The following is a 24,999-nucleotide window of genomic DNA, read 5'->3' as shown; positions in this document are numbered from 1 at the left end:
CCATGGACTGGGGACAGATCTTCAACAACACCGCCTACTGGGTCTTCAGCCCGGAGACCATCGCCTACGCGCTCGCCGCGACCGGCCTCGCCGTGCAGTTCGGCTTCGGCGGCCTGCTCAACTTCGGCATGGCGGGCTTCATGGCCCTCGGCGCGTACGGCTACGCCATCTCGATCCTGAGCTTCGGCTGGCCCTGGTGGGTCGGCATCCTCGTCGGCTGCGCCGCCGCCGTCGTGTTCGCGCTGATCCTGGGCATACCGACCCTGCGACTGCGCGCGGACTATCTCGCCATCGTGACGATCGCGGCGGCCGAGATCGTGCGACTGCTGCTGACGACGCAGCTGTTCGACGCGTTCACCAACTCCGCGGACGGGCTCGGTGGGTACCATGCCGGCTTCCGCGCGGCGAACCCCTTCCCCAAGACGGGGGCGGACGGCGAGCAGATCGTCTACGGCTTCGGGCCATGGCAGTGGACCTCCGACCAGCTGTGGGTGCGCGTGTTCGGCATCATCCTCCTGGGCATCGCCGTCTACCTCGTGTGGGCGATCATGCGCAGCCCGTGGGGTCGCGTGCTCAAGGGCATCCGCGAAGACGAGGACGCCGTGCGCTCGCTCGGCAAGAACGTGTTCTCGTACAAGATGCAGGCGCTCATGATCGGTGGCGTGTTCGGCGCCCTCGGCGGCGTCGTGTTCGCGCTCCCGTCGGCGGTGGTCCCGGCCACCTATACGACGAGCCTCACGTTCTTCATCTGGACGATCCTGCTGCTCGGCGGCGCCGCGACCGTGTTCGGCCCCGTCGTGGGCTCGGTGATCTTCTGGGTCATCATGGGCTTCCTCGACAACGTGCTGCCGGTGCTCGCCCAGGCCGACATCCTGCCGATGACGGCGCAGCAGGCCGCGACGCTGCGGTTCATCCTCGTCGGCGTCGCGCTCATGCTGATCGTCATCTTCCGCCCGCAGGGCATCTTCGGAAACAAGAGGGAGCTGACCTTTGTCAAGTAACCCGCCCAGCACCCCGCCCGCCGACCAGCCCGACGTCCCGGAGGAGCCGGCCGCGCCGGCCACGGGCTCCGTCACCACGCCGACCGGCAGCATCCGCCGTCCGAAGACCGCGGGACTCGCGAAAGGGGATGCCGTCCCCGGCGTCCCCAAGAACGACCCGGTGCTCGTCATCGACAACGTCACGCGGCACTTCGGCGGTCTGACGGCCGTCGACGTCGAGCACCTGGAGATCCCGCGGCACGCCATCACCGCCCTCATCGGGCCCAACGGCGCCGGCAAGACGACGCTGTTCAACCTGCTGTGCGGGTTCGACAAGCCCAACTCGGGCAGCTGGAGCTTCGACGGCACGTCGCTGTCGGGCATCCCGTCGTTCAAGGTCGCCCGCATGGGCCAGGTGCGTACGTTCCAGCTGACGAAGGCGCTGTCGCTGCTCACCGTGCTCGAGAACATGAAGCTCGGCGCGACGGGCCAGAAGGGCGAGAGCCTCTGGGCCAGCGTCATCCCGGCGATCTGGCGCAAGCAGGACGACGCGATCGAAGACAAGGCCATGGAGCTCCTCGCGCGCTTCAAGCTCGACGCGAAGGCCGACGACTACGCCGCCTCACTGTCGGGCGGCCAGCGAAAGCTGCTCGAGATGGCTCGGGCGCTCATGAGCGACCCGACCCTCGTGATGCTCGACGAGCCGATGGCCGGCGTGAACCCGGCGCTCACCGAGTCGCTGCTCGACCACATCCTCGACCTCAAGGACCTCGGCATGACCGTGCTCTTCGTCGAGCACGACATGCACATGGTGCGGCACATCGCCGACTGGGTCGTCGTGATGGCCGAGGGCAAGGTCGTCGCCGAGGGCCCGCCCGAGACGGTCATGCAGGACAAGGCGGTCATCGACGCGTATCTCGGCAGCCACCAGGACGTCGACCTCGGCGTCGTGACCGGGCGCATCGCCGGCGAGCTCGGCGAGTCCGGCGAGGAGCTGCTCGAAGAGATCAAGGAGGCCGAGGAGGCCTCGATCGCCGAAGCCGAGGAGGAGAGCAAGTGAGCGACGCGTCGCCGGACCCCCGGACACCCGGATCGGCTGTCCCCGATCCCGGAGCCGCCCGTGTGGAGGGCATGAAGACCGAGACGGTCATCGTCGAGGTCAAGGACCTCACGGCGGGCTATCTGCCCGGCATCAACATCATCAACGGCGCCAACCTGATCGCCCGCAAGGGCGAGCTGATCGGCATCATCGGCCCGAACGGCGCCGGCAAGTCGACGCTGCTGAAGGCGATCTTCGGCATGGTCAAGGTGCGCGGCGGCGACATCACGGTCGACGGCGAGAGCGTCGTCGGGCTGAAGTCCGACAGGCTCGTGCAGCGCGGGGTCGGCTTCGTGCCGCAGACGAACAACGTCTTCCCGTCGCTCACGATCGCCGAGAACCTGCAGATGGGGTTGTACCAGCGCCCGAAGGTGTACGCGGAACGCCTCGAGTTCGTGACGGGCATCTTCGCCGAGCTCGGCAAGCGGCTCGGCCAGCGCGCGGGGTCACTCTCGGGTGGTGAGCGCCAGATGGTGGCGATGTCGCGCGCGCTCATGATGGACCCATCGGTGCTGCTGCTCGACGAGCCGTCCGCGGGCCTGTCCCCTGTCCGTCAGGACGACGCGTTCATCCGCGTCTCCGACATCAACAAGGCCGGTGTCACGACGATCATGGTCGAGCAGAACGCCCGCCGCTGCCTGCAGATCTGCGACCGCGGCTACGTGCTCGACCAGGGCCGTGACGCCTACGAGGGCACGGGGCGCCAGCTGCTCAACGACCCCAAGGTCATCGGCCTGTACCTGGGAAGCCTCGGCTCCGAGGCGGCCTGACGCCGCGACAGCGAACGACGAGGGGCTGGATGCCGCGGCATCCAGCCCCTCGTCGTTCTCGGTGCCGCGCACGCGCGCACACACGAAGGGCCCCGGATCGCTCCAGGGCCCTCGCTGCTGCGTCCTGGATTACAGGTCGATGCGCGTGTAGTTGTTGTCGGCGCCGTACTGGAAGATGCCGATGGTGGCGTCCGTCGGGTCACCGTGCTCGTCGAACGTGATCGGGCCCGAGTAGCCGTCGTAGTCGGCCTTCTTGCCGTCGAGGATGAGGTCGGCGCAGTCGGCGTACGACGTGCACTTCTCACCCGGGTCGTCGCCGCCGCCGGAGACCTCCTGCAGCTTGCCGGCGATGTCGGCGGGGTCGGACGAGTTCGCAGCCAGCGCGGCGAGCGAGATGAGCACGATCGCGTCGTACGCCTCGTTCGCGTAGGTGTAGTCGGCGATCTCAGGACGGCCGTCGGCGACCGCCCAGTCGTTCAGCCGCTTCTGGAAGTCCGTGTCCGGCGCGGGGCCGGCGGGCGTGGTGCCCTTGGCGCCCTCCATGCTCACTCCGGCGGGCCACTTGTCGTCCTTGCCGAAGTTCTTCAGGTTGCCGTCGACGAGGTACAGGTCCTCGGCCGGGTAGCCCGCAGCGAGCAGCGCCGGACCGATCGTGTAGATCTCGTCGAACGTGATCAGGGCGATCGCGTCGGGGTTCGACGCGAGGACAGCCGAGATCTGGGCGTCGAAGTTGGTGTCGCCGGTGTTGTACGACTGCTCGGCGACGATCTCGCCACCGGTGCTCTTGAACGTGTCCTGGAAGGTCTTGTTGAGGCCGGTTCCGTAGGAGTCGTTCTGGTAGATGACGGCGACGTTCTTGTGTCCGTCCTCGCCCACCAGGTTGCCGAGCACCTCGCCCTGGAGCGTGTCGGCCGGGGCCGTGCGCCAGTAGAGGTTGTTATCGTCCCAGTTGGTGAAGTCCAGCGAGGTGTTCGCGGGCGAGAACGTGAGGATGCCGGCCGCGACTGCGTCGTCGAGGAACAGCTTCGTCACACCCGACGACGCGGCGCCGATGGCGGCCGTCACCTTCTCGGAGATCAGCTTCTGGATCGTGGTCGCGTAGGCCTTGTTGTCGGTGTCGCCGGAGTCGCCCCAGACGATCGGACCGATCTCCAGACCCTTGGCGGCCTCGTTGACGTCGTCGACAGCCAGACCGACACCCGCCTCCTCGGGCGGGCCGAGGTACGCGAGGCTGCCCGTCTGAGGCAGGATCGTGCCGATCTTGAGGGTGAGGTCGCGGGCCTCCTGCGACGACCCGTCGCCGTCTCCCTCGTTGCCGCTGCCAGAGGCGCAGCCGGCGAGGACGAGGGCGCTGGCGCCGACGAGCGCGATGCCGCCGAGGAGGGCAGATCCGCGCGAGCGGGTGAAGACGCTCATGTTGCTCCTTGCTATGGGTGATCGGGGGAACGACTCGGGCGCCGCCCCAATGCGACAAACCTAATCGCGGGAAGCGTTCGCGAATGTTGCCGTTCGTTAACGATGTGTAACGGGCACGACCGGGGGATTTCGATCCGATATCGACGATTCCGCTCCACATACCCCCCATGGGTATAGACTCGGGATCCGGTACCCCTCAGGGGTATCCTGGAACTCCACGAGAAAGGCGGCGACATGGCCGGGTCTGAGAAGAGCACCGTCGAATACAACGTGACGGGGATGAGCTGCGGGCACTGCGAGGCGTCCGTGCGCGGCGAGGTGTCGAAGCTCGCGGGCGTCGAGGACGTGCAGGTGAGCGCCGCCGCCGGCACGCTGCGCATCGTCTCTGCGGCGGAGCTCGCGGACGACGCCGTCATCGCGGCCGTCGACGAGGCCGGCTACACCGCGGTCCGCGCCTGATGTCCTCCTCGGCCCCGACCGCCCGGATCGAGCTCGAGATCGGCGGCATGACGTGCGCCTCGTGCGCCGCGCGGATCGAGAAGCGCCTGAACCGGATGGACGGGGTCGAGGCGTCCGTCAACTACGCCACCGAGAAGGCGGTCGTGAGCGCACCCCCGGGGATCGACCCGCAGGCGCTCATCGACGAGGTCGTCAAGACCGGCTACACCGCGGTGCTGCCCGCTCCCCCGGCTGCCGCCGCGGACGACGCGCCGGTCGGCGAGCCGGCAGACCCCGAGCTCACGAGCCTGCGCCAGCGGCTGATCGGCTCGATCGTGCTCTCGACGCCCGTGATCCTGCTCGCGATGATCCCGGCGCTCCAATTCACCTACTGGCAGTGGGCATCGCTCGCCCTCGCCGCCCCGGTCGTGGTGTGGGGCGCCTGGCCGTTCCACCGAGCCGCCTGGATCAATCTGCGCCACGGCGCCGCGACGATGGACACGCTCATCTCGCTCGGCGTCTCGGCGGCGTTCCTGTGGTCGCTGTACGCGCTGTTCCTCGGCCACGCCGGAATGCCCGGCATGACCCACTCCTTCGAATGGTCGGCGAGCCCGAGCGACGGCGCCGGCGACATCTACCTCGAGGTCGCCGCCGGCGTAACGACCTTCGTGCTCGCCGGACGGTACTTCGAGCAGCGCTCCAAGCGGCGTGCCGGAGCCGCCCTGCGCGCGCTGCTCGAGATCGGCGCGAAGGACGTCGCGGTGCTGCGCCCCGCCGCCGACGGCTCGGTCGCCGAGGTCCGCGTGCCGATCGCCGACCTGCGGGTCGGCGAGGAGTTCGTCGTGCGTCCCGGCGAGAAGATCGCGACCGACGGCATCGTCGCCTCGGGCACGTCGGCCGTCGACGCCTCGATGGTCACCGGCGAGTCCGTGCCCGTCGAGGTGGCCCCCGGCGACCCCGTCGTCGGCGCCACGGTGAACGCGGGCGGCCGGCTGGTCGTGCGCGCCACCCGCGTCGGCGACGACACCCAGCTCGCCCAGATGGCGCGGCTCGTCGAGGACGCCCAGTCCGGCAAGGCGAAGGTGCAGCGCCTCGCCGACCGCATCTCGGGCGTCTTCGTCCCGATCGTGCTGCTCATCGCGCTCGGCACCCTCGCCGGCTGGCTGCTGACCGGCGCCTCGGCCTCCATGGCCTTCACCGCGGCCGTCGCGGTCCTCATCATCGCGTGCCCGTGCGCGCTCGGGCTCGCCACGCCCACCGCCCTGCTCGTCGGGACGGGCCGCGGAGCACAGCTCGGCATCCTCATCAAGGGTCCCGAAGTGCTGGAGTCCACCCGCACCGTCGACACGGTCGTCCTCGACAAGACCGGAACCGTCACGACCGGCCGCATGTCGCTCGTCGACGTGGTGGTCGCAGGGGAAGTGGTTGCCGCCACCCTCGGCCGCGCGGAGCTGCTGCGCCTCGCCGGCGCCCTGGAGCACGCGTCCGAGCATCCCATCGCTCAGGCGATCGCCCGCGCCGCAGCAGAAGAGACGGGCACGCTGCCCGTCGTGGAAGCGTTCCAGAACGTGCCCGGCAAGGGCGTGTCGGGCGTCGTCGACGGGCACGCCGTGCTCGTCGGACGCGAGGCGCTGCTCGCCGACTGGGCATTGGCGGCGCCCGCCGCGATCGCGGAGGCGAAGGCCGCTGCCGAGTCGCTCGGCCGCACGGCCGTGCTCGTGGCGTGGGACGGCGAGGTCCGCGGGCTGCTCGTCGTGGCCGACCAGGTCAAGCCGACGAGCGCCGAGGCGGTCGCCCAGCTGCGGTCGCTCGGGCTCACTCCCGTGCTGCTCACCGGCGACAACGCCGCGGCCGCCCGCGCGATCGCCGACGAGGTCGGCATCGAGCGGGTCATCGCCGAGGTGCTTCCGCACGACAAGGTCGCGGTGGTCAAGGATCTGCAGGCCGAAGGCCGCGTCGTCGCCATGGTGGGCGACGGCGTGAACGACGCCGCCGCGCTCGCGCAGGCCGACCTCGGCCTCGCGATGGGGACCGGGACGGATGCCGCCATCGAGGCCTCCGACATCACGCTCGTGCGCGGCGACCTGCGCAGCGCCGCCGACGCCATCCGGCTGTCGCGTGCGACGCTCGGCACGATCCGTGTGAACCTGTTCTGGGCGTTCGCGTACAACGTGGCCGCCCTGCCGCTGGCCGCGCTGGGCCTGCTGAACCCTATGATCGCGGGAGCGGCCATGGCGTTCTCCAGCGTCTTCGTGGTCAGCAACAGCCTTCGCCTGCGGCGGTTCCGCAGCCTCTCGAACTCACGTCGTTGAAGGAGTCAGACATGACCGACACCGCACTGGAGCAGACGCCCCTCGACCACGCGCACGGCCACCACGGGTACATCACCGACAAGGACAAGTACCTCAACCGCCTCAAGCGCATCGAGGGTCAGGCGCGCGGCATCCACAAGATGGTCGAGGACGAGAAGTACTGCATCGACATCCTCACCCAGATCAGCGCCTTGACCTCGGCCCTCGAGGCCGTCGCCGTGGGCCTGCTCGACGACCACCTGCGCCACTGCGTGGTGGATGCCGCCCGTCTGGGCGGCGAAGAGGCCGACGCCAAGATCACCGAGGCCACGCAGGCCATCGCCCGCCTCGTGCGCTGACGCGCGCCGAAGGGCGGCTCGTCAGCGGGCCGCCCGCACGCGGCGGCGGGCGTGGAGGATCGAGTCCACCGTCAGCACGATCAGCGCGATCCACACCAGCGCGAACCCGATCCAGCGCTCCAGCGGCATGGGCTCCTCCAGCACGAGCCACCCGATGAGGAACTGCAGGATCGGCGCCGCGAACTGCAGCAGACCGATCGTGGTGAGCGACACCCGCCGTGCTCCCGCGGCGAACAGCAGGAGCGGCACCGCCGTGATGACGCCGGTGAGGCTCAGCAGCACCGTGTGCTCCCAGCCGTTCGCCCCCATCGTGAGGCCCTGCGTCGAGGCCACCACGACCAGCACGATCGCGGCGATCGGCGTCAGCCACAGGGTCTCGAGCGTGAGGCCGCTCACGGCATCGACCGACGGCCCGACCTGCTTCTTCACGAGCCCGTAGACCCCGAAGGACGCCGCGAGCGTGAGGGCGATCCACGGGAAGGCGCCGTAGCCCACGATGATGACGACCACCGCGGCCACGGCGATGCCGATCGCGACCCATTGCGTGGTCCGCAGCCGCTCGTGGAGCACGAGCACGCCCAGCATGACGGTCACGATCGGGTTGATGAAGTAGCCCAGGCTCGTCTCGATCACGTGGCCGCTGAGGGCTCCGAGGATGAAGACCTGCCAGTTGATGTAGATGAGCACGCCGGCGAGCGCGGTGAGCCACAGCAGTCGCCGCTGGCGCATGATCGCGGCGAGCCGTCCCCACGTCCGCGTGACCGTGAGCAGCAGCGCGCAGAACACGAGCGACAGCACGATGCGCCAGGCCACGAGCTCGAACGGCCCGGTCGGCTTCAGCAGCAGGAAGTACAGCGGGAGGAAGCCCCACAGCAGATAGGCGATGAGCCCGTAGGCCGTGCCGAGCGTGCGTTCGCGGCCCGGCTCGTCGGACGACGGGGGCAGCGCGATCCCGGCTGTGGAAGCGGCCGCCTCTGCCAGGTCACCGACGCCGGCCTCGGTGTGGCGGGACGTCGGTTCGGAGCTCACCGTCCCAGCCTAGGACCGCTCGCGCCGACGGGGACGCCGGGGCGGGGGTCGCGGCATCCCCTCGCCTGCCGTTCGTCGTGCGATCCCTGCCGTCGGGAACGACGAGAGGGCCGGATGCCGAAGCATCCGACCCTCTCGGTACGCGTGTGCGCTGAACTCAGCGGACGACGACCGCGAGCACGTCGCGAGCCGACAGGACGAGGAACTCGTCGCCGCCGAACTTGACCTCGGTGCCGCCGTACTTGCTGTAGATCACGCGGTCGCCGACGGCGACGTCGAGCGGGATGCGGTTGCCGTTGTCGTCGATGCGGCCCGGACCCACCGCCACGACCTCGCCCTCCTGGGGCTTCTCCTTGGCGGTGTCGGGGATGACCAGACCGCTGGACGTGGTCTGCTCGGCCTCGACCTGCTTGATGACGATGCGGTCCTCGAGCGGCTTGATGGAAACCGACACGGTCTACCTCTTCTTTCTTGAGACTGAAGACTCGTTAGCACTCTGACGTTGAGAGTGCTGACGTCAAGTCTAGGCAACGGATTGGCACTCCCGCAACGTGAGTGCCAATGCGCGTCACACTCGTCCCGAAGCCGGCGATCCGGTCGAGAATCCGATGTATCAAGGCGGGCTCAGGATGCTCTGAGGAGATATCCCTGTTGCGCGGCCCCACTCGCGCTGAGACACCGACGGTGGTAGACCAGTGCGCGGGGGGAGTCGCGTCCTGAACTCACTGGGAGAGTTTCAGAGATGACTTCGCATGAGTACGTGCTGGCGATCGACGTCGGCACGAGCAGGACCGCAGCGGCAACGGCGCGCACAGGTCCGAACGGCGAACTCGCGGTCGCCCCTGTCCCGCTGGGGCGCCGAGGCGACAACGTCGCGACGGCGGTCTTCGTCACGGACGACGGCGATCTGCTTCTCGCGGATGCCGCCGAGAGGCGCGGACTCGCCCAGCCCGAGCATCTCGTCCGCGAGTTCAAGCGCCGCATCGGCGACGACATCCCCGTCATGGTCGGCGGGCTCGCGCTGCGGGCCGAGGACCTGTTCGCACGATGCATCGCCGGCGTGGTCGACGAGGTCTCTCAGCGCGAAGGGGAGCCGCCGGCGAAGATCGTGCTCACGCACCCGAGCGAATGGGGGCCGCACCGCCTCGGGCTCGTCGGAGCGGCGCTGGCCTCGCGCGGGCTCACGGAGTGGGATCTCATCCCCGAGCCGGAGGCCGCGGCGCGCCACTACGCCGCGGAGTATCCGCTCGCCGAAGGCGCGGCGATCGCGGTGTACGACCTCGGCGGAGGGACCTTCGACGCCGTCGTCCTGCAACGATCCGGGACCACGTCGTTCGAGGTGCGCGGCGACGCTGCCGGCATCGAGGATCTGGGCGGGGCGGACTTCGACGACGAAGTGCTGCGCCACACGATCGCATCCGCCGGCATCGACACCGCCTCGGCACTGAGCGGCGGGGCCGACGCACGCCGTGCGATGCAGCAGCTGCGGCGCGACTGCATCGAGGCGAAAGAGGCGCTCTCGTTCGACTCGGATGCCGTCATCCCCGTGTTCGTCGGGTCGACGCCCTCGACCGTGCGGATCACCCGCGCGGAGTTCGAGGAGATGATCGGGCCCGCGCTCGAGCGGACCCTCGACGCGACCGAGCGGACGATCGAGTCCGCCGGCATGACCCCCGAGCAGCTGGCCGCCGTCGTGCTGATCGGCGGCTCGTCGCGCATCCCGATGGTCGCCCAGCTGCTGTCGGAGCGATTCGATCGCCCGATCGCGATCGACACCGACCCGAAGGCGTCGATCTCGCTGGGCGCTGCGCGTGCCGGCATGGGCCGGCTGGAGGAGGGTCGCGCACGACAGGTCGCCGTGCCTCCTGAGACCTTCGACGAACTCGTCCAGGGTGCGCGACGAGATGCAGAGCTGCTTCCACCGCGCGGACGCGGGGCTCGGACCCCGCGTCCCGAGCACGCCGCGAGGCGGCGCTTCCCGATCCTGATCGCCGCTGCCGCGATCACGGTGACCGGCGGGATCGCCTTTGCCGGAACCATGGCCGCCGGTTCGCTCGCCGACGCCGAGGATCGGTCCTTCCTGAGCGACCCCGCCGCCCGTGCCGACGCCGACCTTCCCCGGCTCGCTCCGCAGCCGGTGACCGCCGCGGCCGACGCGGCGATCGCTCCGGCGGAGGCGCCGATGGCGGCACCACCCGACGCCGAGGATTCACGTCGGCCCACGACGCGGAAGACGCCCGACCCGGACGGCCGCCCGACACCGTCGCCCTTCGCTGCGCCGCCTGGTGACACGAGCGCCCACTCCTCCGGAAAGGCACCGTCCAAGACGCTGCCCAAGCCGTCCGCCGCACAGGACAAGACGCCGACCCCGCCACCCGCCCGCAGCGACGACCCCGCCCCGAGCGCTCCGGCACCCGTCGAGCCCGCTCCCGACCCGGCGCCCTCCACTCCGCCGGTCGCCGACCCATCGCCCGATCCGACGGACCCGCCCGCCGACCCGACACCGGCAGAGCCGACCCCGACCGATCCACCGGCCGACCCGACGCCGACCGACCCGCCCGCAGACCCGACCCCGACCGATCCACCCGCCGAACCGACGCCCACCGATCCACCCGCCGACCCGACGCCCACGGACCCGGCGCCCACCGATCCACCCGCCGACCCGGCACCCGAACCCACGCCGACCGACGCGACCGCCGAGCCGGCACCGGATCCCGGCCCCACCGAGCCGCCGACGGCCGAGTGACACGGCCCGTCCACCCGATCCCGACTCGCAAGCCCGATGCCATGCTCCTCCTTCCTTCACCACCGGTGACGGCCGCACCGGCTCTCGCCAGCGGGTGGATGCGCCGCCACCACGCGGCGATCGAGGCCGCCTCCCGCGATGCCGCCGCACCGCGTGTGGTCGTCGTCGGACCGGCCGGCTCCGGCAAGTCGACTCTCCTCCGCGTCCTCCACGAGGCGCTCCTCGACGAGGGCCGTGAGGCGGTGCTCGTGACGCCCGGCACACCGACCGCGCCGCTGCCGACCGCCGACGTGCTGATCGTCGACGACCTGCACCTGCTCGGACCCGATCTGATCGCGGCGATCGCGTCGCGTGCCGAGGACCCGGATGCCGGACTCGTCGTCGCGCACCGCCCCTGGTCACCGAGCGAGGCCGCGACGGCGATTCAGCGGCAGCTCGCCCGGTCGCAGCCGGCGATCGTCCTCGGCCATGTCGTGCGATCCGACGTCCTCGACGAGCTGAGCGCGCGCGGGCGCACGATGCCGGCGGCCTGTGTGGAGCGCATCCTGCACCTCACCGCAGGCGTGTCATGGCTGATCGCCGCGGCGCTCGCGGCGCACGACGAGCGCGACTGCATCGACGATCCGGAGCATCGCGCACTCGTACGGCTCCTCGATGCCGAGATCGGACACCGCCTCGACGCGGCCGACGACGACATCCGGCGGCTGGTGGAGCGGCGGTGTCTTCTCTCACCCGCCGCGGATCCGAGCCCGCCGGAGGAGTCCGATGCGGTGGCGCTGGAGGCCTACGCCGAGGGCCTCCTGCTGCGCAACGGGACCCCCGTGCCCGCCGTCCGCTCGGCCGTGTGCGGCATCGCGACGGCGCACACGATCGCGCGTCTCGCCGGCGAAGCAGCCGACGGGACGGCATTCGCTCTCGACAGCGACGTCGACGATGCGGGACTGTCCGGGCGGTTGCGCGGGCCCGGCGTCGCCGCGGCGCTCGTCGCGCACGGCGACCGTCTGCTCGACACCCAGCCCGATCGTGCGCGAGAGCTCTACGAAGCGGCATGGGAGTCCGGCCACGAGAGCCTCCACATCCTCGTGCGCCGGGCGACTGCCGCCTGGGCCGCAGGCGACCTCGACACAGCGGCCGTCCTCGCCGAGGCCGCATCGGCGCGCGCCGACGACACCGCGGAGGACACGGCACCGATCTCGCGCCCTGACCGTGAGAGACTCGCCGACCTGACCGCAGCGATCTGGGCGGCACGGGGCATGTTCGCGCAGAGCCTCGCGGCGTATCGCGCGATTCCCCCTCGCTCCCCCGATTCGCTCACCCGCGCGCTGGTCGCGGCGATCGGCACCGGAACACGCGAACCAACCACCGACGGCGCCCCGGCGACCGAGGCGCCCTCGACGCTGAGCACCGCGATGATGCTCCTGAACCGCGGGATCCGGGGCACGTTCGCCCCCGGCTCGTCCGACGCCGTGCTCGTCGACCTCGTCCGCTCCTCCGAGATGTACACCGCGGCGCGCACGTCGGCGCCGATCGCGGAACTCCCGGCGGTGATCACCGCGGTCGTCGCGCTCACGCTCGGCGACGCCGCGACCGCGCAATCCGTCATCGACGACGCGCTGACCGGCGGCCACGGCGGCCGGTGGGCCCGCCCGCGACTGCTCCTGTGGCGTGCCTGGATCGCGGTGCAGCGGGTGCGACCGCACGAAGCCCGGTCGGCGCTCAGACAGGCCGAGTCGGAGCCCGGGCCGCGGTCGCCCCGGGACCGTCTGCTCGCACACGCCGTCGACGTCGCCTTGGCCCGCAGGTACGGCGACGCCGTCGAACTGGGCGACGCCTGGCATCGCGCGCGGGCCGCTCTCCTGCGCATCGACATCGATGCGTTCCTGTTCCTGCCGCTCACCGAGCTCGTGAGCGCGGCCGCCAAGTCCGGCGACGCCGAACGGGCGACGCAGCTGCTCGCCCGGGCCCTCGAGATCACCGAGGGTCTGGGCAGCGCCCCGCTGTGGAGCGCGGCGGTACGGTGGGCCGGGGTGCAGCGCAGCATCCTGCTCGGGCACCCCGACGAGCTGATTCCGCACGCCCACGCGCTGGTCGAAGCGGGCCGCCGCGACGCCGTGTCGCACGCGATGGCGAAGGCCGGCCGGGTCTGGACCTCGGTGCTCGCCGGGACGGTCGATCCCGACGCCGTGGAGGAGGCCGCGCTGCAGCTGGCGTCGTTCGGAATGGCGTGGGACGCGGCCCGGCTCGCCGGCCACGGCGCAGCCCGCGCGACGGACCGCCGCATCAGCGCCCGGCTCCTCGCCCGCGCCCGAGAACTGCACCCCATCGAGAACGATCAGAAGGCTCCGCCCGCGTCGCGCGCCGATGCCGCAGGCGGGTCCGGCCCTTCGAGTACCCCGCCTGCGGCAGACGTGCTGAGCGAACGCGAACGCGAGGTCGCCCGGCTCGTGCTGCAGGGCAAGACGTACGCCGAGATCGGCGAGGCCATCTTCATCTCCCCGCGCACCGCGGAGCATCACATCGCGCACATCCGCCGCCGGCTGGGCGCGAACTCCCGATCCGAAGTGATCACGATGCTGCGCCTGCTCATGGCCGAACCCGCACCGGACGACGAGCCGGGCGCCGACCCCCATCCGGCCGCGTGAGGGTATCGGAGTTTGCCCCGATGCCCGATCCGAGACAGGTGAATACCGTGAATCGCATGCTCAGTATTGCGGTGGCCTGTGCCCCCGCTGCTCATCGTTGAGGGGACGAGGACAATGATCACACCGATCGAGACGGTGGCCGACGCGCTCATCGCATTCATCCTCAGCCTGCTGCATGATCCCTCCGCCGCGGACGATTTCGCCGCCGACCCGGCCACCGCGATGGCGACACGCGGTGTCCAGGGCGCGTGCGGGGCCGACGTGAGAAGCGTCGCCCCGATCATCGTGGATCACCCGTCGGTCATGCCCCGCCCCGCGGCAGCCAAGCCCGCGACGACACCCGACCCCGCGTCCGGCACTCCCGACCCGCGCTCGACGACGACCGCCGACCCGGAGGCGGTGCGCGAGATCTCGCGGATCATCAACCAGTTCACGACCATCGATGCCCGTTCGACGATCGTCGACCAGTCCACGAACCAGAACATCTGGACCCAGGGCGGCGATCTCACGCAGATCTTCGATCAGGATGCCGTCATCGCCTCGGGCGACCACTCCATCGCCGCCGGCGACGACGTCACGATCGACGAGTCCGACACCGCCATCGGGGTGGGCGACGTCGCGATCGGCAACACCTCGGGCAGTCACAACACGACGACGACGGGCGGAACGGACGACGCCGACGCGATGCCGACGGAAGCCGTCCCGGATCCGGTCGTGACCACTCCCGATCCGGCCACCGTCGACGACGCCGTCGCAGTGGCGACCGGCGCCGCGGGCACCGCGGCCGCGGCTGCCGTGGACGCGGTGGACTCCACCGACGGCGCAACCGCCCCGTCTCCGGAGCCGGAGCCGGAGCCCGAGCCGGAACCCGACCCCGCCCCCGAGCCACCCGCCGAGCCCGCGCCGCTGCTGACCGACCTGACCGATGACGGCCCGTACGACTCCGCGCCGCTCACCGCTGCGGAGCCCGAGTCCTACCCTGACGAACCTCTCGAGGACCAATGAACCCGCCCACGACAGACCCGCAGCTCCCACCCGCGGCGACGGCGCCGTCCAGTCCCGCCTCCCCCGCGAGGCCGGCACCGGAGAGGCCCCCCGTCGTGCGCCCGAGCACAGCACCCGTCATCGTGAAGCTCACCCCGCCGTTCTCGGTGCGGCTGTGCCAGTTCTTCTGGATCATCAGCTTCGCCGTCGGCGCCTTCGCGATCGTCTACCTCTTCGTGATCCGTCAGACGCAGCTGCCCCTGATCTCGGACGTCGTCCGCTCGGTGGCCGACGGGCGCAGCGACGAGACCTACCGAACGGCTGCCGACATCGTGTTCTGGGTCGTGTTCGGCATCCTCGTCGCGACGCTGCTGACCCAGATCACGCTGCTGGTGTCGTTCATGAGCAGGCGTCCGCGGGTCAGATGGTGGCAGCTGGGGACCTTCATCCTGCAGACCGTCGTGGTGCTGCTGGCGTCAGAGGTCGTCACCGTCGGCGAGCGCGGTGAGCCGCTGCTGCTCGTCCTGTTCGCGCAGTGCGGGCTGGTCCTGCTGGCCCTGCTGGCCGGCATCCTTCCCCCCGCGATCCGCTGGTCCGCGCGCCGGCATGACATCCGCCATGGGCCCGAGAGCCCTGCCGGCGGGGATTTCTGACACGATCTGCTCCAGGCTCCGGATCACCACCCGGCATGCCGCCATGCCGGCGCGCTCCGTCAGCGGCGAGTCGCTGACGGAGCGCCATCGGTCCAGCAGCCTGAGCGCCTCCTCGCGCACGGTGCCGGGTTCGGAGTCTTCGGGAAGCCCCACCCGAGCGGCGGCCTCCACCCCCTCGCCGCCGACGATCCGGACGGCTTCGGCCGCATCGGACGGCGCGAGAGCGAGGCCTTCGGCACGGGCCGAGGCGAGCAGCGACAACTCCCGAAGGGCGTGGGCGCCCGCTGAGAGCCGTTCGATGCCGGCCCGCAGCTCGCCGACGCCGTCGGCCGGACGCTCCTTCACGAGCTTCTCCAGTGCCAGCAGCACGGCACGCACCTTCAGCGCGGTCTGACGGGTGCGGAACTGATCGCGGATGAAGCGCTGCAGCGGAATCAGCCCGCTCTGCTCGACCAGGCGGCTCGACAGCTCGGACGACGAACTCGCACCGCCGCGGACGAGTGCAGCCGCCAGCCGCACCCCGTACAAGCCGAATCGGGCCAGCAGCTCGGCACGCGCCTCGCGCGTGAGGGATGTCAGCGCGTCCGTCCGGACGAACCGGTCCGCCGACAGGAGGAGCTGTTCGCGATCGTCGCGCCCGAGGGCAGCGAGTTCGCGGAACGCGGCGAATTCCGACTCGCGCAGCGTACGGGCGCTCTCGGCGAGCAGCCCCGCGACAGGGATCACCCCGAGGACCAGCGACGAGAGGTCGCCGGCGCGCTCGTAGCGACGGGCCACCTTGCCCGCCGAGACGAGCGAGTCGATGCGCCCCGCGCCGATCTCGTCCGATCGCGAGAGGACCCCCACCGCACAGACGGACTGGGCGGCCCCGGCCGCCGTGTCGCGGAACGCCTCGAGGAATCGCACGTCGGAGGGATGCAGGTGCCTCATCAGGTAAACCACGGCATCGACGCCGGAAGCCGCCTCATCCGGCGCGAGGAAGGTGACCGTGCGCGCTGACGCGTCCGCCGACAGAGAGGCGATGCCTGGCGTGTCGATCAGGATCACGCTCTTCAGGGCGTCGAGCGGCCAGCCCACGTCGATCCATGCGACGTCATCGGCAGATGCCTCGCCGATGTCGAGGACGAGCCGGCCGTCCTCGCGATGCACCGGCATCCGCCGGGGCGCGCCGCGCTTCGGGTGCAGGGTGATCGTCGGCGTCAGCGAGTACCGGTACCACGTGACGACTCGTGTGCACTCCCCTGCGTCGGTCGGCGCGATCCGATCGCCCAGCATCGCATTCAGGAGTGTGGACTTGCCCGCCTTCACCATGCCCGCCAGCGCGAGCCGCAACGGCTCCGCCAGCCGGCGGTCGAGTTCGTCGAGCGTCCTCAGCGCGACCGGGTCGTGGGCGTAGACGGCGCGGGCACGATGCAGCAGAGCGCGTGCATCCTCATCGACCGTGACGCTCACTGCTGCGCCTGCTGCGCGTGTCGGGACTCCGGCTCGTGGGGCGCCGGCGCGGCCCCGACCGGCGGCAGCGGGGGGATCGCCCTGCTGAAGTCCTCGAGCCGGCCGAGTTCGGAGCGCAGCTGGGTCACGCGGGCATCGCGCTGCGCCGTGTAGTTCACCGCGGACTCCTTGGCGACTCCGAGCGCATCGGAGAGCGAACGATGCAGCTCATCGGCGATCGCGCCGAAGTGGTCGCGCCCCGCCCGCTGCACGAACCGGAGCCGATCCTTGAGCTGCTTGCCGACCTGGAAGCTGACGTCGTCGATGTACCGCCTCACCAGGGTCTTCGCTTCGTGCTGACGCCTCGACAGGCGCGCCGACATGTCTTCGCGATACGCGCGACGTCCCACGAGGACCCCGGCGAGCAGCGAGAAGGGATTCACGAGCGACAGCCCCACCAGGCCGGTCGCCAGGCCCACCATGAGCACGCCGCCGTAGGATCCGCGAACGCCGATGTAGATGCGCTCGGCTGCGTTCAGGCGCCCCGGGTCGAGGCCCGCGAGCTCTTCCACCGGGTCGAGGACGCCGTCGGTGTCGCCCACGGCGATCCGCGGCAGCGCGATCTCGCCGTCGGCGAAGAGCTGCGCGACCTCCTCCGACAGCCATTGCGCCCGCTCATCCGTCCACACGAAGGTCTCGGACACCGCGGCGACGACCCTCGTGCTCAGCCATTCCGAGAACTGGTCCCAGATGGGCCCGGGATCTCCGTCGTCGATGGCGTTCTCAGCCTCGCGCTGCACCTTGCGCAGCCGATCGCGCAGGTCGTGCTCCATATCCGCGATGAGGTCGGCGATGCCGTCGGTGAGCGTCACCTGCCAGCGCGCGGACCTGCTGCGGAATTCGTCGGCGCGGCTCTTGGCCGCTTCGAGCTGCGCGATCATGCGGGGTGTGCCCGCGGGATTCAGCAGGCTGCTCAGCTCGGTGCGCAGGGACATCGCCAGCTGCTCGACCACCGAGGTGAGATCGTGGACCGCGCTGCGTTCATGGACGAGTTCGGCATGCGCCAGCACATCGCGACGGAGGTGGGCGACCAGCGCGGGGAATCCGGACTCCTCATTGAGCGATCCGTCCTGCCGCTCGGCGGCGAGCAATCGCAGATCGCTGGAGACGGAGTACAGCGGAACGTCCCCGATCCCGTCGAGGTGTCCGCGATCGATCTCGAGGATCTCGCGCCAGGCCGGGTACAGGTCTGTCTTCGCGAGGACGGCGGCGACGTTCGGGGAGATGCGCATCGCGTGCTTGAGGAGCTGCATCTCGGGTTCGGTGTACTCCTGCGACGCGTCGGACACGAGCAGCACCGCGTGTGCGGTCGAAAGGGCGGAGAGGGTGGACAGCGCGTTGAACGACTCGAGTCCCCCCACCCCCGGGGAGTCCACCAGTTTCAGGCCTCCCCTGAGCAGTTCACGCGGCAGCAGCACCTCCGCGGACACGATCCGGCGTTCATTGCCAGGGTTCCCGCGTTCCGACACGTACTCGGCGACCGACCCGAGGGGGATCGACTGACGGACGAGGGCGGCCGAGGCATCCGATTCCCGCACCAGCACCGAAGCCGACGGCTCGGGCGCGTACCCGACGGAGGTGGCCACACTGGTGGCGATGTCGTCATCGACCGGGCATGCCGGTGCGTTCACGAGCGCGTTGATGAGCTTGCTCTTGCCCTGTTTGAACTCGCCCACGATGACCACGCGCACGTCGGGGTCGAGCAGACGGGACCGCGTCTGCTCGAGGCGCCGTGCAAGGTCCGCCCTGCCCGTCGTCGAGGCGACCTGCTCGACGCCGGCGGCGACGTCGATGAGCGCCGAGGTCCGGTTCTCGTCCGCACGCGCTGCGGGGTCGCGGCCACGATCGAGGTGCGCGGTCGTGTCGGCCATCGGGGCTCCTCAGAAGGGAAGGTCGAAGTCCGTCGGGCCGTCGGCGAGGGGGCCCCACAGCGTGTCGGTGTCGATGTCCCAGTCCGAGGCGTCCAGGCCGGCGATCTCGGCGGAGAAGGGGTCGTCGAGCCCCGGGTCGGACATGAAGGGGTCCGTCGTCGGCGATCCCTCCACGAGAGCATCGGCGGCATCCCCGCCGGAGGGACCGGCCGGCGCGAGTGGGCGAGCTGGGTCGTCCGGGAACGACTCCTCAGCCATCGCATCTCCCTCCGCCGGCCGGTCCGACTCTAGTCCGCGGTGTCGCCGCCCGACATCCCCTCACGTGCGACGTGCCCGGTCGCGTCGGAACGCGACCGGGCAGTCGGATGCGTGCGTCAGAAGTCGAGGTCGAGGTCGTTCGCGTCAGCGCCGGGGCTGAGCACGTTGACGTCCTCCACGTCGACATCGACGGAGTGGTCGTCCTCCATCGACTGGTCGTTGAACGCGTCGCTGATGTCCACCGTCCAGTTGTCGGAGTAGTCGTAGTCGTCGTTGTACGAGTCGGTCGTGTTGCCGATGTTCACGTCGCCGACGTTGACCTCGAACGAGGACTGGTCGATGTTGACGTCGCCGCCGGCAGCCGCCGCCCCGTCCCCCGAGGCGATCACGTTGTCGTTGTCGAACGTCTGGACGACGTTGCCGCCGGTGGCCCAGCCGCCCGCGGCGCCCGTGTCGCCGGCCGCGCCTCCGGTCCCGGCACCACCCGTGCCCGCACCGCCGGCAGCGCCGGTCCCGGCACCGCCCGCCGCACCCGTGCCGTCGCCGGCCGCACCGTTGGCGTTCGCCGTGGCATCGCCCGAGAGACCCGCCACCGTCGACGTCGCAGTTCCGCCGTCACCCGAGCCACCCGTGCCCGCGCCGCCCGAGGACCCGCTGCCCGCGCCGCCGGCACCGCCGGTGCCTGCCGCGCCCGAGCCTGATCCGCCGTCGGCGCCGATCGCCCATGCGGCACCGCCCGAACCGGACGACGTCGTGATGTTCTGGTTCACGGACTGGTCGACGACGGTCGACCGGTTGTCGATGTTGAGCTCGAGGCCGCCGCCGAAGCCGTCGTCGAAGGCGGCGAGGGCCGGGCTGCTGGCCGCACCGTCGCCGGTCGAGCCGATGATGTTGAGGTCCTGGAACCCGACGTTGTACTGGCGGACCCCGGCGTTGACGGAGAAGTCGTTGGCGGAGTCGTGCACGGACTTGTCGTTGAACGCGTCCTCCAGGTCGACGTCCACGTCGACATGCGTCGAGTTGTCCGAGTTGTCCGAGTTGTCGGAGTTGTCCGAGTTGTCGGAGTTGTCCGAATTGTCGGAGTTGTCCGAATTGTCGGAGTTGTCCGAGTTGTCGGAGTTGTCCGAATTGTCGGAGTTGTCCGAATTGTCGGAGTTGTCCGAGTTGTCGGAGTTGTCGTTGCCGGAGTCGCTGACGTCGACGTCCACGTCCGTCGAGTTGTCGTTGTTCGAAAGCCAGTCGTTGTTCGAGAGCAGATCGTTGTTCGACAGGATGTCGTCGGTGACGGTCTGCACCCCCAGCAGATTGTTGTTGTCGTCGGCCATGATCTTCCTTCTCTCAGAGTGCCGAGAATCGCTTCAGATCGAGTCTCCGCATCGGGCTGCTACCGCGCATCGGGGCACTCCCCTGTGCCTGCCCCCCAGGGGGTGGGGGTTTTCGTCCCGGGCGATCGGGGTGGCGGCGGCTCGACGACGTCGGCCGCGCAGCGGAGTCATAGGCTTGCCCGGTGGAGAAAGCCGAGCTCACCGCCCTCCTGACGCCCGAGGGGCTGCGGCTGCTCGACACCCTGCCGCGCGTGGAGTCGTCGGACGACGTCGCCCGCACGGTCACGCGGCTGCGGCGCGACGGACACTCTCCCGACCTCGTGTCGGCCGTCGTCGGTCAGGCCCGGCTGCGCACCCGCGCCCGGGTCAAGTTCGGCGACCTGGCCGAGCGCATGCTCTTCACGCGCGCCGGCCTGGAGCAGGCGACGCGGCTGCCGATCGCGGCCCGTCACGCGTCGCGGTTCCGCGACGCCGGGCTCACGAACGTCGCCGACCTGGGTTGCGGCATCGGCGGCGACGCCCTCGGTCTCGCGGCTCTCGGCATGCGGGTGCTGGCCGTCGACGCCGACGAGGTGACCGCCGGCATCGCGGCCTACAACCTGGCCCCGTTCGGCGACGACGTCGAGGTCCGCCACGGCACGGCGGAGTCGACCGGCCTCGACGGCATCGACGCGGTGTGGCTCGATCCGGCGCGACGCACCGCCGGGCACAGCGAGACGACCCGCACCCGCCCCGGGGACTGGTCGCCGTCGCTGGACTGGGTCTTCGACCTCGCGCGGCGGACGCCGGCGGGCATCAAGCTGGGTCCGGGCCTCGACCGCGACCTCATCCCCGACGATGTCGAGGCGCAGTGGGTGAGCGCGGACGGCTCGACCGTGGAACTCGTGCTCTGGTCGGGCGCGCTCGCGCGCGAAGGCGTGCGACGGGCCGCGCTCGTCATCCGGGGCGATGCGGCGCACGAGCTGACGGCAGAGGCGGATGCCGCCGACGAGCCCGCCCGTGAGCTCGGGGAGTATCTCCACGAGCCGGACGGCGCCGTCATCCGCGCACGCCTGATCGGAGACGTCGCCCGGTCGCTGGAGGCCGGCATGCTCGACGAGCGCATCGCGTACCTCACCTCGGATGCTGCCCTCACGTCGCCGTTCGTGTCGACGTTCCGCGTGCGCGAGGTGCTGCCGGCCGACCCGAAGGCGCTGTCGAAGGCGCTGCGGGAGCGCGAGATCGGCCGCCTCGAGATCAAGAAGCGCGGCGTCGACATCGACCCGGCGACGTTCCGCACCATGCTCAAGCTGCGCGGCCCCGGTTCGGCGACGCTGTTCGTCACCCGCATCGGCACCCGGCGCACGGCGATCCTCGCCGACCGCGTCTGACGCGGCGGTCAGCCGAACAGGTTGGCGCGCAGCGCCGCGTACAGCAGCCACCCGGCGCTGTAGAGGATCGACATCGCACCGATCACGATGGCCCATACCGCGACCGCACGGCTCTCCAGCGGTCGGCGCAGCGCGAACAGCGCCGACACCACGGCCACCAGGCCGATCGGGAAGCCCCACCCGACGAACAGCGACACCACCAGCCCGATGATCGCGAACGCGAGCGCCCAGCCCGCGAGTCCCTTGTGGATCTGGGGCTCGTCGGCCGCGAGCCACTGCGCTGACGCCGGCGTGAGATCGCCGGCAGGCTCGGTCGGAGCCGACTGGACCGTCACCGCGACCGGCGCGGTGGGCAGGCGGAAGAACCCGCCGCGATGCGATCCCGGCAGCATCGACGATGCCGGCACGATGTCGATGTCGGGCGAGGCCGGCTCGACCTGCGGCGCGGCCGGCGTCGGACCGAAGGACGCTGCCGGCGGCATCCCGTCGTCCTCCGGAGCCTCGGCGGACGCGGCCTCAGACGCCGCCGGCTCGGGGAGACCGGCGTCGTCGGGGGGCGGCATCCGCTGGTCGGTCATGACGATTCCGCGACCTGGATCTCGGTGACGGGCAGCGTCGAGTCGGCACCGAAGGCGAGGGTCGACGGCTCGCGTCCTGACATGATCAGCTCGGAGGCCAGCGCCGCGATCATCGCGCCGTTGTCGGTGCACAGCGACAGCGGCGGGATGCGGACGGTGACGCCCTCAGCAGCACCTCTTTCGAGCGCCGTGTCGCGCAACCGGCGGTTGGCGATCACACCGCCGCCGAGCAGCAGTCGGGGCACCCCGTGGTCGCGGCAGGCGGCGAGCGCCTTCGTGACGAGGACGTCGACGACCGCCTCGCGGAAACTCGCGGCCACGTCGGCCACCGGAACCGGCTCCCCCGCCCGTTCGCGCTGCTCGACCCAGCGGGCGACCGCGGTCTTGAGCCCCGAGAACGAGAAGTCGTAGCGGTGCTTGGCCATGTCGCTCGCCCGTGAGAGTCCGCGCGGGAAGGCGATCGCCTTCGGATCGCCCGGTGCGCCGGTCGAGCCGTCCGCAGCCCTGTCGATCTCCGGTCCGCCCGGGTACGGGAGCCCGAGCAGGCGGGCCACCTTGTCGAAGGCCTCGCCGGCGGCGTCGTCCATCGTCTCGCCGAGCAGCTCGACATCCGTGGTCAGGTCGCGCACGAGGAGGAGCGACGTGTGCCCGCCGCTCACGAGGAGCGCCACCGTCGGGTACTCCAGGGGCTCCGCGTCGTCGTCGAGGATGTCGGCGGCGATGTGGCCCACGAGGTGGTTGACGGCGTAGAGCGGCTTGCCCAGCGACACCGCGAGCGCCTTGGCCGCGCCGACACCGACCATGAGCGCCCCGGCGAGGCCGGGACCCGAGGTCACCGCGACGGCGTCCAGGTCGGTCAGCGCGACGCCCGACTCGGCGAGCGCGGCCTCGATCGAGGGCTGCAGCGCCTCCAGGTGCGCCCGCGCGGCCACCTCGGGCACGACACCGCCGTAGCGGGCGTGCTCGTCCATCGAGCTCGCGATCGTGTTGGACAGCAGCGTGCGGCCGCGCACGATCCCGATGCCGGTCTCGTCGCAGCTCGTCTCGATGCCCAGCACGAGCGGTTCGGCCGCTGAGCCCGTCGAAGCGTTCACGAACACACCCCTCCGTCGGCGTCCTGCCGGCTCCAGGCGCGCAGGTCGAGCTTCATCACCACGGCGTCCACGTCGTCGGGCTGGTAGTACCGCGGCTTGCGGCCGATCTCGAGGAAGCCCTCCGACACGTACAGCGCCTGCGCCACCGGGTTGTCGGCGCGCACCTCGAGGAATACGTCGGCCACACCGCGGCGCACCGCCTCGTCGAGCAGCGCGCGCAGCATGGCGCGCCCCCGCCCGCGGCCCCGCGAGGCCTCGGCGATCGTGATGGTCTGGACGTCGGCATCCTTCGCGCTCTGCACGGCCCGCAGTCCGGCGTAGCCGACGAGCCGGCCCGCCTCGTCGTCGACGACGTACCAGCCGTGCGGCGAGGCCAGCTCCTCGCGCATCATCGCCTCGGACCATGCGTCGGTCGGGAACGACGCGCGCTCGAGCGTCATGATCGCGGCGAGGTCGTCGCCGGTCGCGGGGCGCAGCGTCATGGCCCCACCCGCTTGGGCGCGTGCGGCAGCGTCACGTCGGGCGAGCGCAGGTAGAGCGCGTCGTCCGGCCCGATCGTGCGGCCGGCGGCGAGGGCGCGGGATGCCGCCAGCGAGAGCATCGCGGCGGGGATGCGGTCGGCGTCCCGGCGGACGGCGCCGGCATCCGCGAGCACGCGGTCGAGGTCGTCGCGAGGCGTGAGCGCGGGTCCGTCGAGCCGGACCGGCAGACCGTCGGCATCGAGTCCGCGGTACAGCGTGTAGGCGAACTCGCGGCGGCGGGCGTCGGTGACCACGGCGAAGGTCTCGTCGGCGGCATCCTCGAATCCGCCCGTCAGGGCGTCGTGGATGAGCAGCTCCAGCGCGACGGCGTCGTGGCTCACGATCGGCACCACCGGCACGCCGCGGCCGAGCGCGAACGTGCGGGCGGCGGCGATGCCGACCCGCAGTCCGGTGAAGGGGCCCGGACCCATCCCGGCGGCGACGTGCGTCACGTCGGCGGGAGTGATGGATGCCTCCGCCAGCGCCCGTTCGATCAGTGTGCCGATCACCTCGGCGTGGCCGCGGGGGTCGGCGCTGACGGTCTGCGAACGGATGACGCCGTCGTGCTCGACGACCGCCACCGCGGAGCCGAGCGACGTGTCGATGCCGAGGATCACCCTTCCAGGGTAGTCGGCGCTCCGTGCCGGGTGACGTTCACCCGTCGCGGGGCGTCGGCGTCGAGTGCGGCCTCGTGGGCGACGGTCCCGCACGCGTCGTCGACGCCGTGGCCGTGCCACTCGCGCTCGATCTCCAGCTCCCACCACTCGTCGCGGAGGCCCTCGACCATGCCGCGACCCCATTCGACCACCACGACCGAGCCGTCGTAGTCGATGTCGAGGTCGTCGAGCTCGGCCGCCGATCCCAGACGATACGCGTCGACGTGCACCAGCGGCGCGCCGCCGTCCAGCGACGGATGCGTGCGCGCCAGCACGAACGTCGGGCTCTGGATCGGCCCCCGCACGTTCAGGCCTTCACCGATGCCGCGCGTGAGCGTCGTCTTGCCCGCGCCGAGCGGACCCGTGAGCACGACGAGATCGCCCGGTCGCAGCATCCCCCCGATCCGGCGGCCGAGGTCTTCCATGTC

22 protein-coding genes are annotated in these 24,999 nt (G+C 71.0%); 10 read left to right on the top strand and 12 right to left on the bottom strand.

Annotated features, from left to right (window positions below):
- Positions 1-2: 2 nt before the first annotated feature.
- From ACFWJ8_RS12615 to ACFWJ8_RS12605, 3 genes are all read left to right on the top strand, one after another.
- Positions 3-1,001 carry a branched-chain amino acid ABC transporter permease gene (locus tag ACFWJ8_RS12615; protein ID WP_378811795.1) on the top strand — a complete coding sequence of 333 codons (999 nt, stop codon included), beginning with the start codon at positions 3-5 and terminating at the stop codon, positions 999-1,001.
- Positions 1,002-1,092: 91 nt separating this feature from the next.
- Entirely contained in the window at positions 1,093-2,040 is a 948-nt protein-coding gene (locus ACFWJ8_RS12610) for an ABC transporter ATP-binding protein (RefSeq protein ID WP_378812033.1), read from the top strand.
- A 71-nt stretch (positions 2,041-2,111) separates the two neighbouring features.
- Positions 2,112-2,849, top strand: coding sequence for an ABC transporter ATP-binding protein (locus ACFWJ8_RS12605; protein ID WP_018171565.1), 738 nt, complete (start codon positions 2,112-2,114; stop codon positions 2,847-2,849).
- 129 nt (positions 2,850-2,978) lie between these two features.
- Here the strand turns inward: ACFWJ8_RS12605 and ACFWJ8_RS12600 are convergent, their stop codons facing one another.
- Complete coding sequence (locus ACFWJ8_RS12600; RefSeq protein ID WP_378811793.1) at positions 2,979-4,265, bottom strand: ABC transporter substrate-binding protein; 1,287 nt, start codon at positions 4,263-4,265, stop codon at positions 2,979-2,981.
- A gap of 234 nt (positions 4,266-4,499) precedes the next feature.
- Here ACFWJ8_RS12600 and ACFWJ8_RS12595 point away from each other — a divergent pair, with 234 nt between their 5' ends.
- Genes ACFWJ8_RS12595 through ACFWJ8_RS12585 form a run of 3 tightly spaced genes read left to right on the top strand, consistent with a single transcriptional unit; the run spans position 4,500 to position 7,353 of the window.
- The gene (locus tag ACFWJ8_RS12595; protein WP_378811791.1) at positions 4,500-4,724 is read left to right on the top strand and encodes a heavy-metal-associated domain-containing protein; all 225 of its coding nucleotides are present in this window, start codon (positions 4,500-4,502) and stop codon (positions 4,722-4,724) included.
- On the top strand, positions 4,724-7,015 hold the full coding sequence (locus ACFWJ8_RS12590; protein WP_378811790.1) for a heavy metal translocating P-type ATPase: 2,292 nt from the start codon (positions 4,724-4,726) through the stop codon (positions 7,013-7,015). Before ACFWJ8_RS12595 ends, ACFWJ8_RS12590 begins: the two co-directional genes overlap by 1 nt.
- A gap of 11 nt (positions 7,016-7,026) precedes the next feature.
- Positions 7,027-7,353 carry a metal-sensitive transcriptional regulator gene (locus tag ACFWJ8_RS12585; RefSeq protein ID WP_378811788.1) on the top strand — a complete coding sequence of 109 codons (327 nt, stop codon included), beginning with the start codon at positions 7,027-7,029 and terminating at the stop codon, positions 7,351-7,353.
- A 21-nt stretch (positions 7,354-7,374) separates the two neighbouring features.
- On the opposite strand, the gene rarD is transcribed toward ACFWJ8_RS12585, so the two are convergent.
- Together rarD and groES are read right to left on the bottom strand one after the other, a co-directional pair.
- Positions 7,375-8,298, bottom strand: coding sequence for an EamA family transporter RarD (rarD, locus tag ACFWJ8_RS12580; protein ID WP_378812030.1), 924 nt, complete (start codon positions 8,296-8,298; stop codon positions 7,375-7,377).
- A gap of 241 nt (positions 8,299-8,539) precedes the next feature.
- Positions 8,540-8,836, bottom strand: a complete 297-nt coding sequence (gene groES, locus ACFWJ8_RS12575; RefSeq protein WP_045275440.1) for a co-chaperone GroES — start codon at positions 8,834-8,836, stop codon at positions 8,540-8,542.
- A gap of 288 nt (positions 8,837-9,124) precedes the next feature.
- On the opposite strand from groES, the gene ACFWJ8_RS12570 reads away from it, so the two are divergent.
- The 3 genes from ACFWJ8_RS12570 to ACFWJ8_RS12560 all read left to right on the top strand — a co-directional run bounded on the left by ACFWJ8_RS12570 (position 9,125) and on the right by ACFWJ8_RS12560 (position 14,775).
- On the top strand, positions 9,125-11,128 hold the full coding sequence (locus ACFWJ8_RS12570; RefSeq protein ID WP_378811787.1) for an Hsp70 family protein: 2,004 nt from the start codon (positions 9,125-9,127) through the stop codon (positions 11,126-11,128).
- 41 nt (positions 11,129-11,169) lie between these two features.
- Entirely contained in the window at positions 11,170-13,770 is a 2,601-nt protein-coding gene (locus ACFWJ8_RS12565) for a LuxR C-terminal-related transcriptional regulator (protein ID WP_378811785.1), read from the top strand.
- Positions 13,771-13,884: 114 nt separating this feature from the next.
- Complete coding sequence (locus ACFWJ8_RS12560; RefSeq protein WP_378811784.1) at positions 13,885-14,775, top strand: IniB N-terminal domain-containing protein; 891 nt, start codon at positions 13,885-13,887, stop codon at positions 14,773-14,775.
- A 455-nt stretch (positions 14,776-15,230) separates the two neighbouring features.
- Here ACFWJ8_RS12560 and ACFWJ8_RS12555 read toward each other — a convergent pair whose 3' ends face one another.
- The 4 genes from ACFWJ8_RS12555 to ACFWJ8_RS12540 form a co-directional block, all read right to left on the bottom strand.
- Positions 15,231-16,859, bottom strand: coding sequence for a dynamin family protein (locus ACFWJ8_RS12555; RefSeq protein ID WP_378811783.1), 1,629 nt, complete (start codon positions 16,857-16,859; stop codon positions 15,231-15,233).
- A complete protein-coding gene (locus ACFWJ8_RS12550) occupies positions 16,856-18,769 on the bottom strand; it encodes a dynamin family protein (RefSeq protein WP_378811782.1) in 1,914 nt (637 codons plus the stop codon). The genes ACFWJ8_RS12555 and ACFWJ8_RS12550 overlap by 4 nt, the downstream gene beginning before the upstream one ends.
- A 9-nt stretch (positions 18,770-18,778) precedes the next feature.
- Positions 18,779-19,027: a hypothetical protein gene (locus ACFWJ8_RS12545; RefSeq protein ID WP_378811781.1), complete on the bottom strand. Its 249-nt coding sequence runs from the start codon at positions 19,025-19,027 to the stop codon at positions 18,779-18,781.
- A 116-nt stretch (positions 19,028-19,143) separates the two neighbouring features.
- Positions 19,144-20,352: a hypothetical protein gene (locus tag ACFWJ8_RS12540; RefSeq protein ID WP_378811780.1), complete on the bottom strand. Its 1,209-nt coding sequence runs from the start codon at positions 20,350-20,352 to the stop codon at positions 19,144-19,146.
- A 182-nt stretch (positions 20,353-20,534) separates the two neighbouring features.
- Between ACFWJ8_RS12540 and ACFWJ8_RS12535 the strand changes: the two genes are divergently transcribed.
- Positions 20,535-21,722: an SAM-dependent methyltransferase gene (locus tag ACFWJ8_RS12535; RefSeq protein ID WP_378811779.1), complete on the top strand. Its 1,188-nt coding sequence runs from the start codon at positions 20,535-20,537 to the stop codon at positions 21,720-21,722.
- A gap of 8 nt (positions 21,723-21,730) precedes the next feature.
- Here ACFWJ8_RS12535 and ACFWJ8_RS12530 read toward each other — a convergent pair whose 3' ends face one another.
- Genes ACFWJ8_RS12530 through tsaE form a run of 5 tightly spaced genes read right to left on the bottom strand, consistent with a single transcriptional unit; the run spans position 21,731 to position 24,996 of the window.
- Positions 21,731-22,300 carry a hypothetical protein gene (locus ACFWJ8_RS12530; protein WP_378811778.1) on the bottom strand — a complete coding sequence of 190 codons (570 nt, stop codon included), beginning with the start codon at positions 22,298-22,300 and terminating at the stop codon, positions 21,731-21,733.
- On the bottom strand, positions 22,297-23,394 hold the full coding sequence (tsaD, locus tag ACFWJ8_RS12525) for a tRNA (adenosine(37)-N6)-threonylcarbamoyltransferase complex transferase subunit TsaD (protein ID WP_378811777.1): 1,098 nt from the start codon (positions 23,392-23,394) through the stop codon (positions 22,297-22,299). Before tsaD ends, ACFWJ8_RS12530 begins: the two co-directional genes overlap by 4 nt.
- Positions 23,391-23,876 (bottom strand): ribosomal protein S18-alanine N-acetyltransferase, encoded by a 486-nt coding sequence (gene rimI / locus ACFWJ8_RS12520; RefSeq protein ID WP_378811775.1) that lies wholly within the window; start codon positions 23,874-23,876, stop codon positions 23,391-23,393. The genes tsaD and rimI overlap by 4 nt, the downstream gene beginning before the upstream one ends.
- Positions 23,873-24,532, bottom strand: coding sequence for a tRNA (adenosine(37)-N6)-threonylcarbamoyltransferase complex dimerization subunit type 1 TsaB (gene tsaB, locus ACFWJ8_RS12515; protein WP_378811774.1), 660 nt, complete (start codon positions 24,530-24,532; stop codon positions 23,873-23,875). The genes rimI and tsaB overlap by 4 nt, the downstream gene beginning before the upstream one ends.
- The gene (gene tsaE / locus ACFWJ8_RS12510) at positions 24,529-24,996 is read right to left on the bottom strand and encodes a tRNA (adenosine(37)-N6)-threonylcarbamoyltransferase complex ATPase subunit type 1 TsaE (protein ID WP_378812028.1); all 468 of its coding nucleotides are present in this window, start codon (positions 24,994-24,996) and stop codon (positions 24,529-24,531) included. Before tsaE ends, tsaB begins: the two co-directional genes overlap by 4 nt.
- Positions 24,997-24,999 lie beyond the last annotated feature (3 nt).

Source organism: Microbacterium sp. NPDC058389 (assembly GCF_042722305.1).
Classification (GTDB): domain Bacteria; phylum Actinomycetota; class Actinomycetes; order Actinomycetales; family Microbacteriaceae; genus Microbacterium.
The sequence above is the reverse complement of the archived record's forward strand: the minus strand, read 5'-3'. Positions and strand labels throughout refer to the sequence as shown.

What these genes read in the sequence shown, in the direction of transcription:
- ACFWJ8_RS12615 (WP_378811795.1), top strand. Translation starts at nt 3, where the DNA reads ATGGACTGGGGACAGATCTTCAACAACACCGCCTACTGGGTCTTCAGC.
- ACFWJ8_RS12605 (WP_018171565.1), top strand. Translation starts at nt 2,112, where the DNA reads ATGAAGACCGAGACGGTCATCGTCGAGGTCAAGGACCTCACGGCGGGC.
- ACFWJ8_RS12600 (WP_378811793.1), bottom strand. Translation starts at nt 4,265, where the DNA reads ATGAGCGTCTTCACCCGCTCGCGCGGATCTGCCCTCCTCGGCGGCATC.
- ACFWJ8_RS12595 (WP_378811791.1), top strand. Translation starts at nt 4,500, where the DNA reads ATGGCCGGGTCTGAGAAGAGCACCGTCGAATACAACGTGACGGGGATG.
- ACFWJ8_RS12590 (WP_378811790.1), top strand. Translation starts at nt 4,724, where the DNA reads ATGTCCTCCTCGGCCCCGACCGCCCGGATCGAGCTCGAGATCGGCGGC.
- ACFWJ8_RS12585 (WP_378811788.1), top strand. Translation starts at nt 7,027, where the DNA reads ATGACCGACACCGCACTGGAGCAGACGCCCCTCGACCACGCGCACGGC.
- ACFWJ8_RS12570 (WP_378811787.1), top strand. Translation starts at nt 9,125, where the DNA reads ATGACTTCGCATGAGTACGTGCTGGCGATCGACGTCGGCACGAGCAGG.
- ACFWJ8_RS12565 (WP_378811785.1), top strand. Translation starts at nt 11,170, where the DNA reads ATGCTCCTCCTTCCTTCACCACCGGTGACGGCCGCACCGGCTCTCGCC.
- ACFWJ8_RS12560 (WP_378811784.1), top strand. Translation starts at nt 13,885, where the DNA reads ATGATCACACCGATCGAGACGGTGGCCGACGCGCTCATCGCATTCATC.
- ACFWJ8_RS12550 (WP_378811782.1), bottom strand. Translation starts at nt 18,769, where the DNA reads ATGGCCGACACGACCGCGCACCTCGATCGTGGCCGCGACCCCGCAGCG.
- ACFWJ8_RS12545 (WP_378811781.1), bottom strand. Translation starts at nt 19,027, where the DNA reads ATGGCTGAGGAGTCGTTCCCGGACGACCCAGCTCGCCCACTCGCGCCG.
- ACFWJ8_RS12540 (WP_378811780.1), bottom strand. Translation starts at nt 20,352, where the DNA reads ATGGCCGACGACAACAACAATCTGCTGGGGGTGCAGACCGTCACCGAC.
- ACFWJ8_RS12530 (WP_378811778.1), bottom strand. Translation starts at nt 22,300, where the DNA reads ATGACCGACCAGCGGATGCCGCCCCCCGACGACGCCGGTCTCCCCGAG.
- rimI (WP_378811775.1), bottom strand. Translation starts at nt 23,876, where the DNA reads ATGACGCTGCGCCCCGCGACCGGCGACGACCTCGCCGCGATCATGACG.
- tsaE (WP_378812028.1), bottom strand. Translation starts at nt 24,996, where the DNA reads ATGGAAGACCTCGGCCGCCGGATCGGGGGGATGCTGCGACCGGGCGAT.